Origin of the sequence: Streptomyces sp. NPDC056835 (assembly GCF_042789485.1) — a bacterium.
Classification (GTDB): Bacteria; Actinomycetota; Actinomycetes; order Streptomycetales; family Streptomycetaceae; genus Streptomyces.
Map to the genome: position 1 here is coordinate 24399 of NZ_JBHUBB010000039.1, position 12991 is coordinate 37389.

Consider the following 12991-nt stretch of genomic DNA (forward strand, 5'->3'; position numbering starts at 1 on the left):
CGCCGGCCCGTCGGCCGACGCCGTGAACATTTCCGCATATGCACAGTCCAAGACCACCAACTCCGCCGGATGAAAAGGTTACGGGGGTATTTCCTAGGAGACACCTGGAGAACTCACCATTGGTTATGGAGAATTCCCGGAGGGCGCTGGGCCGCTCCGGGGTGATCCCCTGGATCGGACGCTCGCTCCTCCTATGTCACCCCGGACCGCCCGCCGCCGTCGCCGCCCTGCGCGCCGAGAGCCGCAGCATGACGGGACCGGCCAGCGCGGCCACACCACCGACCACCAGAACACTGAGCAGCACCCAGCGCACGACGCCCAGCACCTCGCCGGGGGTGAGCCCGCCGGAGGCGAGCTCGCTCTTCTCCGCTGGGCCGGGAGCGCCGGCCGCCGCGCCCGGTGAGGCGGAGGTCTCGGGGGCGCCCGCTCCGTCGCCGCCGGTGGCTCCCCCGGCCTCGGCACCTGCACCGGCCGTTCCGCCGGCTCCCGCGCCGGCCGTTCCACCGTCACCACCGCCGATGGACCCGCCGCCGGCCGCGCCACCGACCGACCCGCCATCGGCCGGCGGGGTGGTGGCGGGATCGGCCACCTTGCCGCGTACCAACTGGTCAGCGGCGGAAAGCGCCTGGTCACGCAGCGCCTTGGGCATCGGCACGTATCCGGGCGGCAGTTCACCGGGCGTCAGGCCCTGGGTCTGTCCGTCGCCCGCCGCGTACCGGATGAGTCGCGCGTAGTCCTGACGCGCGTCCGCGGGCTGGTCGACCGGGGCCATGGCGTAGGCGACCGCCGTCAGCGGATACGCACCGCTCTTCGCGGTGGCCGGGGTCGGCGCCTTCACCCCCTTGACGGCCGAGTCGGGCATACGGGCGACGGCCTTGAGCATCGAGTCGGCGGTCGGCCGTACGTAGACACCGTCGGCGTTCGGGAGCGCGGCGATGTCGAGTTCGTAGCGGGAGGCGGACGCCGCGTCGACGACGCCGTACGCCCGACGGGTACCGGGGGTGCTGTCCGAGGGCACCAGTTTGATGCCCTGCGGGGAGCCCGGGTCGAGCGAGGCGAGGAACGTGGCTCCGGTGGCACCGCGCCTCACGCGCAGCGCGCCGTCGTGCATGTCATTGGAGTACGGGGACTTCTCCAGCTGGCCGTACGCGATGGTGCGTTCGACGCCGTTGTCGGGCAGTGTCATGCGCGTCTCGGTCGTGTCGGCCTTCGGGAAGTCGAGCGGTGCTTCCGTGTCCAGGCCCAGCGCCCGGTAGAAGGGGTTCACCTTCATCCCCCACGGATCCGGCTTGCCCCGCAGGAAGTCCCGCACCTCCGCGTTCGACTGGAGATAGCGCCAGAGCAGGCTGTTGACATCCGAATTACCGGCCTGGAGGAGTATTCCGCCCGGACCGAGCTGGGGCTGTGTCGGACGGTCGAAATAGGGATTCAGTTTGATGAATTCCGGGTCGACGACAATGGATTGCGCGTTCCCCTTCAGATGATCCGGGACCGGATACTGAAAGCCGACCTGCCGGATGTCATAGGGGTAGGAGCCGGTCACCAGTTTGGCGAGCAGCCGGGCGCTGAGTTTCAGGTCGCGCACCTGGCCTGCCTCCGCGTCCTCCCAGAAGAAGCCGACCGTGAGCGCGCTGATCGCGACCGGCGCGTACACCACACCCGTGGCCTCCTCGATGGGGGCCACGGTGACACCCATCCCGGGCGACGTCGATGTGGGGTTCTCGATGAGGCGACGCGCGTAGTCCTCGCCGGCCTGGCTGTAGGTGAAGCGAGCGTCGGCGCCCGCGCACAGCGTGGCCTGCCACGAGGTGATGGCGTCGGTCAGCAGCTCGGAACCGATGACGCGTCGCTCGGCCTTGTCCGCCGGGCAGGTGTTGCCGACCGCGCCGAACTCCATGGGAAAGACGAGTCGTTGGTCCCAGTTGAACTGGCTGAGCGGGGAGGTGCGCACACCGTCGCCGGCGTTGACGGTGCCGTCCGGGTCATGCTCGCCACGGGGGACGACGACCAGCCAGCACTTCCGGGGCTTCCCCGCTCCGCCCGCGCCGCCGACGTCGCCGCAGCCCAGGTAGGGGGCCTCGATCGCCGACTTCACCTCGACGACCGCCTCGCCGGTGCCGTCGCTCCGTGTCCTCAGCCACGGCTGGGCGTTGGTGTCGTTCTTGCTGAAGTAGGTGGCGTCGGACGGCGAGTCGGTCGGATCGCCCCGCAACGGCTGGAACGGAACGAACGGGTTGTTGTCGCCGGCGTCCGCGTACTCCTTCTCCAGTGGGTCCGTGCCCTTCGGCAGGGTGCGCTGGCTCATCCAGTGGGTGCCTGCGTTGTTTCCCCCGAACTCGCACTGCTCCCGGTCCGGGCCCGCCGGATCATCTCCCCAGCACTGCATGATCTGGAGGAAGTTCCGGTAGCCGTCCGCGGTCGGCACGGCGGGGCCCTCCCAGGTCACATCGACCCCCTGGGCCCGCAGGTTCTTCGTCTGGTGGACGGTCACCTTGAGGCCGGAGAAGTCGTCGTACGGTCCCTTCTTGCCGGTCAGCGTCATCGCGGAGTCCGACGTCGCCTTCGTACCGCTCCCCTGCTCCGCCGCCTGGGCCCGGTCACTGCCCGGGGGCAGCGGTACGAGCGCGACGACCAGGGCGGCGAAGAGCGCCCCGACACCGACCCTCACACGCCGGGAGAGTCTGGATCCGCCCTCTTTCGGGCTGAATTGACGGGCCGTCATACCGATCCCTCCCGGCGGCGGGCCCGTGCGGCGAGCGCGCGTGCGGTGAGCGGTGGGCCGATGACCACACCGACGAGGAGCAGCGCGGAGAGCGCCATCAGCGCGCCGCGCAGCCCCGTCGCCTCGTTGGAGGCGAGGGTGACCGGATTCCCGACCACCGAGGAGTCGCCGCCGCCGGATCCGTCCCCGCTGATCAGCTCGCCCGTATCGGGGTCGATGACCCCGCCGGACGCGCCGGCCGCGGCCGCCGACTCCGGGGAGCCCGAGGTGCCGCCCGTGGAGCCGCCGGTGCTCCCGGTGCCCCCTGATCCGCCGGTGCCCGCGGTGGTGCCGCCCGTACCGCCGGAGCCGCCCGTACCTCCCGAACCACCGCTGCCCGAACCGCCGTTGGAGCCCTGGGCCGAGGGCTTCACCGGGGTCGGCTGCTTCTTGGCGCCCGCCGTGCCGTCGGAGCACTGGGTCGGGCCCTTCTCGTCGCAGGCTTTCGGCTGCGGCGCGTTCTTGGCGAGGGTGTTGGTCCCGTCCGAGGAGAAGGTGGGATTGCGGCAGGAGTTGATATTGATCTTGTCCGTGGGCGCGCCGGGGATACGCCGTACCTGTTCGAAGCCCGCCTGGACGAGGTTCTTGGGCAGCGGGGAGTACCCCAGCTCCTCGGCGATCTGCTGACCGTCGCAGAGGAAGTAGTTGGCGAAGGTGCCCAGCGAGAGGCCCTTCTCCTTGGTCATCGGGTTCTGCTCGCCCGTCAGCGAGGTGGGGATGATCATGTAGCTGTAGCTGGAGAGCGGATAGGCCCTACGGTCGCCGGAGCCGTAGACGCCGTCCAGGATCTGGGTCAGATAGTTCGTGGAGTTCTTGTCCGGGTTGATCCGCGCGCCGAGCAGCCCCACGGCGACGCTGGACGCGGTGGGTTCCACATAGAACTTGGACGCGTTGAGCATCTTCGCCACCGGGAAACCGGTGGAGATGGCGTACGAGTACTCGACGTAGGTGATGGCGCCCTCGGCCTGGCCCTGCTTCACATAGCCGGAGACACCGAGCGATCCGGACTTGGCGATCGTGGAGGTGCCGGGCACCACCGGGAAGTACGAGGTGAGACCGCACGGGGTGGCGCGTCCGGCGCGGGCGCAGTAGTCGTTCCAGGCGGCGGGGTGCTCCTTGGACAGCCAGGTGGTCAGCTGCGCCGTCGTACCGGAGCCGTCGGAGCGTACGACCGGCACGATCCGGCGGGCGGGGAGAGTGAGGCCCGGGTTGTCGGCCCTGATCTCCGCCGCGTTCCACATGGTGATCCTGGAGGTGAAGATCTTGGCGAGGACATCACCGGAGAGCCGCAGGTTGGTGACCCGCTTGCCGCCGATCTTCAGGTTGTACATGAAGGCCGTTCCACCGGCCACGATCGGCATATAGGCGTAGCCGCGCTTGGGCGGGGCGTCGGTGACCCCGCCCTCCTTGAGACCGTACGGGATCTCGGAGACACCGAAGTCGACGGAGCCGTTTCTGAACTGCTCCCGGCCGTTGGAGGATCCGGTCGCCGCGAAGTTGACGGTCATACCGAAGTTGGAGGCGACATTGCGGCGCCACTGGTCCAGTGCGTTGGAACTCCAGGTGGAGCCCGCACCGTTGATCTTCGGATAGGTCACCGCCCAGGCGGGCGGCGGGCCGACGGCGAGCAGCGCGCAGAGCAGCGCGGCCAGCCCCATGGCCAGTCGGGAGACGGTCGCGGGTCTCACGGGGTACTCCTGTTGGGCTTGACGGCGGGTACGGAGGAAGTCGGTGCGGACGAGGTGACGGCGGCCCCGGGGCCCTGTGCGCCGGTGTGGGCACGGCTCGCGAAGCGCTCGGCGTCGCGGCGCGAGGCGAGCACCCTGCGGTGCGTCTGACGGCGCGTCAATTTGCCCGGTGCGCGTCCGCCGATGAGCCGGGCGAGGACGAACAGCAGCAGCACCAGCGCCATCAGGGTCGCCGCGGTGCCGAACCCGCGCGCGATCATGGCGGGTTCGGGCGACTTGACGAACTCGAAGGTGGCGAGCGGCAGCGAGACCTGAGGCCCGTTGAACGGATCGGCGTTCATCTCCGCGGTGAAACCGGCGGTCAGCAGCACCGGGGAGGTCTCGCCCACCCCGCGCGCGGTGCCGAGGATCACCGAAGTGGTCAGCCCGGAGCGGGCGGTGGGCAGCACCACATGCCAGGCGGTGCGCCAGCGCGAGGTCCCCAGCGCGTACGACGCCTCGCGCAGCGAGCCGGGCACCAGCCGGATCACCACATCGGCGGCCCGGATGATGATCGGCAGCATCATCACACCGAGCGCCAGGGACGCGGCGAAGCCCGACTTCCCGGTGCCCAGGGCGAGGATCGCGGTCGCGTAGATGAACAGGCCGGCGACGATGGACGGCAGCGCCGTCATGGCCTCGACGATGGTACGGACGAACCGCGCGAACCGGCCGGGCACCTCATTGAGGAAGACCGCGCAGACCAGTCCGGCGGGCACGGTGAGGACCAGCGCGATGAGGATCTGCTCCAGGGTGCCGACGATGGCGTGCAGGATGCCGCCGGCGCTCAGCGGGTCGAGGGGGCCCGCGAGCGTCATGTCCTCGGTGAAGAAGTTCAGATGGGGCAGCGCCTTGCGGCCCTCCCACAGCGTGTAGACGATCACGAACGCCAGGGCGACGACCATGACCAGGCCCACCGAACGGACGATGACCCCGGCGAGCCGGTCGCGGACGGTGGGCCCGTCCTCGTCGAGGGAGACCAGCAGCGCGTAGAGGCCGAGGAAGAACGCGTACGCGATGACCAGGAAGCCGATCACCCCGTTGAAGGGCAGCAGCCATACGAAGAGCAGCGCGGTCAGACCGACGGCCGCGGCGCCGGAGCCGAGCAGCGCGTAGGTGTCGGTGGCACGCCTCAGCGCCAGGGAGCGCCGCTGCTCCCCGGCCGGCTCCACGGGCCGCGGCCCGCTCGCGGGCAGGACGGTACGCCGTTCCTTCGCGAGGGACGGTGGCGACTCGGGTGCGAGGGTCATGACGGGCGGGTCCCCTTAGGACAGGGTCTGGACATCGGAGAGGGCTCAGGCACCCGGCAGGGGCTGGGCACCGGACAGGGCCTAGGCATCGCTGGCCGCGCCGGAGCGGCTGCGCGCGACGATGGACGAGGCGACGAAGTTGACGATGAGGGTCATCACGAAGAGCGCGAGACCGGCCGCCATCAGCGCGGACATCCCGAACGGGCTGGCCTCCCCGTACCGCAGCGCGATCAGCGAGGAGACGGAGCTGGTGCCGCTCTGGATGACATGCCACTGGATCTGGAAGACCGGCGAGATGATCAGGTAGACGGCGATGGTCTCGCCCAGGGCGCGGCCGAGTCCGAGCATGGTGCCGCCGATCATGCCGCCCTTGCCGAACGGCAGGACGACGCTGCGGATCATCCCCCAGCGGGTGGCGCCGAGCGCGTAGGCGCCCTCGCGCTCACCGGCCGGGGCCTGGGTGAAGACCTCGCGCATCACCGAGCAGATGATCGGCGCGACCATCAGCGCCACCACGATGCCCGCGATGAGAGTCGAGGAGGTGTAGACGGTCTCGGTGGCGAGCGGATCGCGCGGATCGGCGCCGACGACACCCAGCGGCGGGAACCAGCCGAGGTAGGTGGCGATCCAGCGGGCGGTGGGCAACACCGCTCCCTCGAAGAAGAAGAGCCCCCACAGTCCGTAGACGACACTCGGCACGGCCGCCATCAGGTCGACCACGCTGATCAGCGTCCCGCGCATGGCGGGCGGCGCGTACTCGGAGATGTAGAGCGCCCCGCACACCGCCAGCGGCACCGCCACCACGATCGCCACCAGCGCGATCAGTACGGTGCCGACGATGACGGCGGCGATACCGAAGCGGCCCGCGTCCGGCTCCCAGGCCGCGGTGGTGAGGAAGGACCATCCCGCCCGGTCGAGCGCCTGCCACGCGCGGTACAGCAGAAAGCCGCCCACCAGCAGCATCACGGCCAGCACGAGTCCGCCGCCGCCACGGGCCACGCCTCGGAAGATCCGGTCGGGCAGCCCGGGGTCGGCGTAGAGCCCACGCGGCCCGTCGGTGGTGGCCGATCCCTCGGTCGCGAGCCCAACGGATCCGTGGGCGGCGACCGTTCGCTCCCCTGTTCGTCTCAGCACACCCATGACGCTCACGGGGCGCGGTTGACACGCAGGCACCTTTATATGAACGAGGTACCCCCTAGAGGCAACTTCGGGTGACGAACGTGTGCGCGTACCGCGCGAAGCACCTGGTGGCGCACGCCCTGTACACCCGCCGCCGTGGCGTCAACTCCCGCTCCAGGGCACCTCGCCGCTCTCCCCCAACTCCCGCAGCAGCTCCCGGAATCGGGAGTACGCGACCCGGCAGGTCGAGTACCGCTCGTAGGAGCGGGCGGACACGATGGTCCGGCGTCCGCTCTCGTCCCGGACGATCCACATCCAGCCGTTGGCCTCCGCCGTGTGCTGAACCCCTCCGGTCAGGGCCGCGTGCCGCCTGCACACCTCCTCGAACGCGGCGCGGCACCGCTCGTACGAGGCGAAGGCGAGCGCCGAGACGGCGACCACCCGCCCGTTCTGTGCCACCACCCGCCATCGGTAGCGGCCGTCCGCGTCGATATCGGTCTGACAGCGCAGACCGGCGGCGCTTCTTAATCTCCCGCTCTCGTCGGCAGATCTCATATCCCCACGTCCCCACCCCTGCCGCTCGTCCCTGTCGGACCGCACGTGCGGTCCGTGGAGCAGCAGGTGAAACCTAGTGAGACGATCGTGACGGGCGGGATGCAAACGACTACCTGCCGACAGGATTCGCCGGGAAGTTGCCCCTAGGCCACCGGCACTTCGCCGGGGTCGCCGGCGTCTCCCCGGGATCGACGGCGCCGACGATCGACGGCGCCGACGGCGGACAGGCGTAACGCCCGGCGCCATGTGGTCGGCGCCGGGCGTCACGCTCTCAGATCGTCCGGTGGATCGTTCGGTGGGTCGTCCGGTGGATCGTCCCGTGGTTCGTGCGGTGGGTTACGGGACTATCCGCAGGAGCTTGTTGGGCGAGCCGGTGCCGGGGTTGGTCACCACCCCGTTGGTGGCACCGTTCACCAGGGCCGTGGAGACCTGGGCCGGGGTCGCGGTGGGGTGTCCCGCGAGGTAGACGGCGGCGGCGCCCGCTACATGCGGTGTGGCCATCGACGTGCCGGAGATGCTGCTGGTCGCCGTGTCCGAGGTGTTCCAGGCGCTGGTGATGGCGCTGCCCGGAGCGAAGAGGTCCACGCGTGCGCCGTAGTTGGAGTAGCTGGCGCGGGCGTCGGTGCTGGTCGTCGCGCCGACGGTGATCGCGTCCGCGACCCGGGCCGGCGAGTAGTTCTGGGCGTTCGCGCCGGAATTACCGGCGGCGATCGCATAGGTCACACCGCTGTTGATGGAGTTCTGTACGGCGGTGTCGATCGCGGCGTTGGCGCCGCCGCCGAGCGACACGTTCGCCACCGACGGGCCGCTGTGGTTGTTGGTGACCCAGTCGATACCGGCCACGACCTGGGCCGTGGTGCCCGAGCCCGCGTTGTTGAGCACGCGGACGGCGACGATCCTGGCCTTCTTGGCCACGCCGTACGCCGTGCCCGCGGCGTTGGCGGCCACATGGGTGCCATGGCCGTTGCCGTCCTGCGCCGTGCTGTCGTTGTCGACGGCGTCGTAGCCGTACGAGGCCCGTCCGGCGATGTCCTGGTGGGTGATACGGACGCCGGTGTCGATGACATAGACGGTCGTGCCCTGACCGGCGGTGTCCGGGTAGGTGTAGCTCTGGTTCAGCGGCAGCGCCGCCTGGTCGATCCGGTCGAGGCCCCAGGACGGCGGGTTGGTCTGGGTGGCGAGCGTGTGGACCTCGCGGTCCTGGAAGACCTTGTCGACGGCCGGGTCGGCGGCGAGTCTGCGCGCCTGGGCGGGCGAGAGCTCCGCCGCGTAGCCGTTGAGGGCCGCGGTGTACGTCCGCTTGACGGTCCCGCCGTACTCGGACACCACACTCCGGCCCGCGGCCGAGGCGGACTTGAGGCCGGCGGTCTTCTTGAGTGTGACGATGTAGCTGCCTTGCACCGCGTCCTTGGCATCGGCGCCGACGACCGTACCCACGGCGGGGGCCGCCTGGGCGGGAACGGCGAGGGCGGTCATGGCCGCAGCCGCCGCTGCCGCCGTGATCGCCGCGGCGATCCGTGTCTGGGTGGTACGCAACACTGCCATCGTGAGGGATCCTCCTCATCGGGTGCGCTGGGGTGCGTGCGCAACATGGGGGTACATACGTGACGTATGTGTGTTGAGCGGACCGCGTGATTCCTGAGGGCCGCCCGCTAAAGACCTTCGCTGAGGCAGCGTCAGCCGACAAGAGCTTTGACGGGATGTCATAGCCATGACATGGCCGCGCAACAACCCCGTAGCGGGGAAGCGCCCGTTCGGGGACGTACAGGGCCCCGTATTACGACAGTTGGACGCGATGGCCCCGTACCGCCCCGACCGGCGCCGATGTCCGGCTCAGCCGCCCAAACGCTCGTCCAGGAACCGCACCATGGTCCTCACCACCCGCTCGGTCGTCCACGGGAGCCCGGCTTCGGCGTCGCCCATGAAGGCCAAGTCGCCGTGGTCGGCGCCGGTGAGTACATACCGGGTGCTGTCGACGCCCTTGGCCCGCAGCGCGTTGTGCAGCAGCAGGGTCTGGCCGGGCGAGACGATACGGTCGGCGCTTCCGTGGAAGAGGAGGAACGCGGGGTCCGAGGAATCGGCGTACGTCGCCGGGTTGGCCCGGGCGACCGGCGCGGGGTCGTCCGTGACCGACTTCTTGGTGCCGGGACCGTAGACCCACGCGGCGGTCGAGTTGCCCGGGGCCACGTTCGCCCGCCGGGCGGCGGTGTCGAAGTCGGCGCCGATCCCGGCGAGGTCCGAGGGCCCGAACTTGTCGACGACCGCCTGGACTTCGCTGCTCCGGTCGAGATGGTCACCGACGTCGAACCGCTCGACGCCGTGGGTGGTGCCGACCATGGCGGCGAGATACCCGCCGGCCGACTCGCCCCAGACCGCGACCTTCCCCGCGTCGATTCCGTACTCGTCGGCGTGCGCGCGGAGGTAGCGGATCGCCGACTTCACATCCGCGACGCCGTCCTCGTAGGTGGCGCCGTCGGCGGTGGTGCGGTACTCGATGGCGGCCACCGCATAGCCCTGTTCGGCCACATAGGTCCGCTGGTCCGGCGCGCCGCTCTTGTCCGCCCTGACGAACCCGCCGCCGGGGAGGTAGACAACCAGCGGCTTCTCGCCGTCCTTCGCGGGGACCTGGATGTCCAGCTTCAGTTCGGTCTTCTTCCCCGCCGCCGACGGCGTCGCGTAGACGAGGTCGCGGCGGGTCTCGACCGCCACCCTTCCGCACTGGATCTGGGGCCCGCCCGCCGTGATGACCATGCTCGTGCCGGTGTCGCCCGGCGCCACCGACGTGGCGAGGGGGACGCCCGGCCGGCCGGTACGGGCCGTGTCGCCGGAGGGCGGCGCGACCGAGGGCCGCGGGCACGGAGCCGTCGAAGCCGTGGCCGTGGGGCTTCCGGTCGTACCGGACGCCCCGCTCCCGCCGTCCGTCGAGCATGCCGCGAGGGCAAGGCACAGAATCATCGATCCGCCGAGCACCGCGCCCCTGGTCAGCCTGGCCATGGTTCTCCCTGTGTCGCACTCCATGAAGTGGAGAAGCAATCTCCGCTTTCGAATCACCATAACAGTAAGCGGAGATCGCTTCTCCGATTCATGGCTCAGGCATAGGATCAAGCGGAGAGAACCGCACAACTTCCAGGAGTCCGGGCAATCGAGATGGCGCCACCAGCACGGCGGGAACAGCCGGTACGGCCGGAACAACCGGTCCGGCGGAAACAACCGGACCGGCCCGACCGGCCGCTACGGCGAGACGCCGAGCGCAACCGCCGGCGGATCGTCAGCGCCGCTCACGAGGTGTTCCGGGAGCGCGGCACCGGGGCCACCCTCGACGATGTCGCCGCCCGGGCCGGCGTGGGCGTGGGAACCGTCTACCGGCGCTTCGCCAACAAGGAAGAGCTGGTGGACGCGCTCTTCGACGACATGATCGACAACGTCGAGGCGCTGAGCCGGGAAGCCGCCGCGGCCCCGGACGCCTGGCACGCGCTGGCCACGAGCCTGGAGAAGGTCTGCGAGATCCAGGCGTTCGACCGCGGACTGCGCGAGGTCATGCTCGGCACCGGACAGGGACCGAAGCGCGAGGCGCGGGCCCATGAGCGGATCAAGCCCGCCGTCGATCAGCTGGTCGCCCGCGCGAAGGAACAGGGCACACTGCGCCAGGACTTCAAGGGCGTCGATCTCCCCATGATCCAGCTGATGGTCGCGGCGATCACGGACCATACGGGACACCCCGAGCTGTGGCGGCGCTATCTGCGGCTGCTCCTGGACGGCATGCGGGCGGCACCGGGCGCGGCCACACCGCTGCCCGGGTTCGCGCTCGGCGACGGTCCCGCCGAAGCGATCGCCACCCGGCCGGCCCGCGACCGTCCCGGAAGCACACCGGAGTAGGCACCGCCCACCTCGGGGCCCGGCGGTACGCCGAGTCGACCGGCGCGAGCGCCGGAATCCAGGCGCGTACGACGCCGGCCAGGACGCGTGACGCCCCCTTTGCCCGTCGCATGCGCACTCTTGACCCGATCATGCCAAAGCCTCACGATGACCCCGAGCAGATACCGCGCGCTCTCACCCCCACAACTCCACACCAGGAGACTTCATGCGGCTCCGAATACGCGGAAGCGGCTCCACCGGTCGCAGACGGACAGCCACCCTGGCCGTCGCGCTGACCCTGACCCTCGGCGCCACGGCGACGGCCACGGCCACCAGCGCCGATTCCACACCCTCACCGGCCGCCGCCAGGGCCACGGCCGAGGACGAGGACATCCAGCAGTACGAGATCGTCATGCACGCCACGTCCGCGACGCGCACCGCGCTCGCCAGGACGGGTGTGACGATCGACGCGTCCGACAGCGAGAGCGTGGTCGTCTCCGCCGACCCCGCGCAGGTGAAGAGGCTTCGCGCGCTCGGCTACGCGCCGACGCCGCTGGGCGCCGCCCCGGACCGTACCCTGAACGGCGCCGTCACACCGTTCGACTTCCCCTCGGCGGACTCGAATTACCACAACTACGCCGAGATGACGAGCGAGATCAACTCCGCCGTCTCCGCGAACCCGGGCATCGTCAGCCAGCGGGTCATCGGCACCACGTACCAGGGCCGGAACATCACGGCCATCAAGATCAGCGACAATGTCGGCACCGACGAGAACGAGCCCGAGGTCCTGTTCACCCACCATCAGCACGCGCGCGAACATCTCACCGTCGAGATGGCGCTGTATCTACTGAAGGAGCTGACCGCCGGCTACGGCACCGACTCACGCGTCACCGACCTCGTCAACAGCCGTGAGATCTGGATCATCCCGGACGTCAACCCGGACGGCGGCGAGTACGACATCGCCACCGGCTCCTACCGCAGCTGGCGCAAGAACCGGCAGCCCAACTCGGGCTCCACCGCGGTCGGTACGGACCTCAACCGCAACTGGGCCTACCGCTGGGGCTGCTGCGGCGGCTCCTCGGGCAGCGCCTCGTCGGACACCTACCGGGGCAGCGCCGCCGAGTCCGCGCCCGAGGTGAAGGTCGTGGCGAACTTCGTACGCGGCCGGGTCGTCGGCGGTACGCAGCAGATCAAGGCCGCGATCGACTTCCACACCTACGGCGAGCTGGTGCTCTGGCCCTTCGGGTACACCACGGCCGACACCACCACCGGAATGACCGTGGACGACCGCAACGCCTTCGCCACCGTCGGCCAGAGGATGGCCGCCAGCAATCGCTACACGCCCGAGCAGGCCAGCGACCTCTACATCACGGACGGGTCGATCGACGACTGGCTGTGGGGCACGCACAAGGTCTTCGCGTACACCTTCGAGATGTATCCGTCCTCGGGCGGCGGCGGTTTCTATCCGCCCGACGAGGTGATCACCCGCGAGACGAGCCGGAACCGCGACGCCGTACTCCAGCTGCTGGAGAACGCGGACTGCATGTACCGGTCCATCGGCAAGGAAGCCCAGTACTGCTGACCGGTCCCTGCTGACCGGCCCAGGCGCCAGGGGGCGTCTCCGTTTCCGACGGAGACGCCCCCACGTTCCCGCGCATGGCCCGGCCGGCATCCCACATGGGCCGACCGGCATTGGACGGCCAACTGAATGCAATGTATACGTT

The 12991-nt window shown here is 70.0% G+C and carries 9 protein-coding genes; 2 read left to right on the forward strand and 7 right to left on the reverse strand.

From position 1 onward, the window contains the following. Nucleotides 1–196: 196 nt before the first annotated feature. The 7 genes from ACFRMN_RS32935 to ACFRMN_RS32965 all read right to left on the reverse strand — a co-directional run bounded on the left by ACFRMN_RS32935 (nucleotide 197) and on the right by ACFRMN_RS32965 (nucleotide 10406). Complete coding sequence (locus ACFRMN_RS32935; protein WP_383026657.1) at nucleotides 197–2668, reverse strand: hypothetical protein; 2472 nt, start codon at nucleotides 2666–2668, stop codon at nucleotides 197–199. 50 nt (nucleotides 2669–2718) lie between these two features. Then, entirely contained in the window at nucleotides 2719–4449 is a 1731-nt protein-coding gene (locus ACFRMN_RS32940) for a phosphate ABC transporter substrate-binding protein PstS (protein WP_383026660.1), read from the reverse strand. Next, entirely contained in the window at nucleotides 4446–5738 is a 1293-nt protein-coding gene (gene pstA / locus ACFRMN_RS32945; protein ID WP_383026662.1) for a phosphate ABC transporter permease PstA, read from the reverse strand. Before pstA ends, ACFRMN_RS32940 begins: the two co-directional genes overlap by 4 nt. Before the next feature lie 81 nt (nucleotides 5739–5819). Beyond that, entirely contained in the window at nucleotides 5820–6872 is a 1053-nt protein-coding gene (gene pstC / locus ACFRMN_RS32950) for a phosphate ABC transporter permease subunit PstC (protein WP_383026665.1), read from the reverse strand. Nucleotides 6873–7019: 147 nt separating this feature from the next. Then, on the reverse strand, nucleotides 7020–7412 hold the full coding sequence (locus tag ACFRMN_RS32955) for a hypothetical protein (protein ID WP_383026668.1): 393 nt from the start codon (nucleotides 7410–7412) through the stop codon (nucleotides 7020–7022). Nucleotides 7413–7748: 336 nt separating this feature from the next. Further along, the gene (locus ACFRMN_RS32960; RefSeq protein ID WP_383026670.1) at nucleotides 7749–8957 is read right to left on the reverse strand and encodes a S8 family peptidase; all 1209 of its coding nucleotides are present in this window, start codon (nucleotides 8955–8957) and stop codon (nucleotides 7749–7751) included. A 288-nt stretch (nucleotides 8958–9245) separates the two neighbouring features. Then, the gene (locus ACFRMN_RS32965; protein WP_383026673.1) at nucleotides 9246–10406 is read right to left on the reverse strand and encodes a prolyl oligopeptidase family serine peptidase; all 1161 of its coding nucleotides are present in this window, start codon (nucleotides 10404–10406) and stop codon (nucleotides 9246–9248) included. A gap of 153 nt (nucleotides 10407–10559) precedes the next feature. Here ACFRMN_RS32965 and ACFRMN_RS32970 point away from each other — a divergent pair, with 153 nt between their 5' ends. Together ACFRMN_RS32970 and ACFRMN_RS32975 are read left to right on the forward strand one after the other, a co-directional pair. Then, nucleotides 10560–11288: a TetR/AcrR family transcriptional regulator gene (locus ACFRMN_RS32970; RefSeq protein ID WP_383026675.1), complete on the forward strand. Its 729-nt coding sequence runs from the start codon at nucleotides 10560–10562 to the stop codon at nucleotides 11286–11288. A 205-nt stretch (nucleotides 11289–11493) separates the two neighbouring features. Beyond that, complete coding sequence (locus ACFRMN_RS32975; protein WP_383026678.1) at nucleotides 11494–12849, forward strand: M14 family metallopeptidase; 1356 nt, start codon at nucleotides 11494–11496, stop codon at nucleotides 12847–12849. Nucleotides 12850–12991: the final 142 nt, after the last annotated feature.

What these genes read in the sequence shown, in the direction of transcription:
- ACFRMN_RS32955 (WP_383026668.1), bottom strand. Translation starts at nt 7,412, where the DNA reads ATGAGATCTGCCGACGAGAGCGGGAGATTAAGAAGCGCCGCCGGTCTG.
- ACFRMN_RS32970 (WP_383026675.1), top strand. Translation starts at nt 10,560, where the DNA reads ATGGCGCCACCAGCACGGCGGGAACAGCCGGTACGGCCGGAACAACCG.
- ACFRMN_RS32960 (WP_383026670.1), bottom strand. Translation starts at nt 8,957, where the DNA reads ATGGCAGTGTTGCGTACCACCCAGACACGGATCGCCGCGGCGATCACG.
- ACFRMN_RS32975 (WP_383026678.1), top strand. Translation starts at nt 11,494, where the DNA reads ATGCGGCTCCGAATACGCGGAAGCGGCTCCACCGGTCGCAGACGGACA.
- pstA (WP_383026662.1), bottom strand. Translation starts at nt 5,738, where the DNA reads ATGACCCTCGCACCCGAGTCGCCACCGTCCCTCGCGAAGGAACGGCGT.
- ACFRMN_RS32965 (WP_383026673.1), bottom strand. Translation starts at nt 10,406, where the DNA reads ATGGCCAGGCTGACCAGGGGCGCGGTGCTCGGCGGATCGATGATTCTG.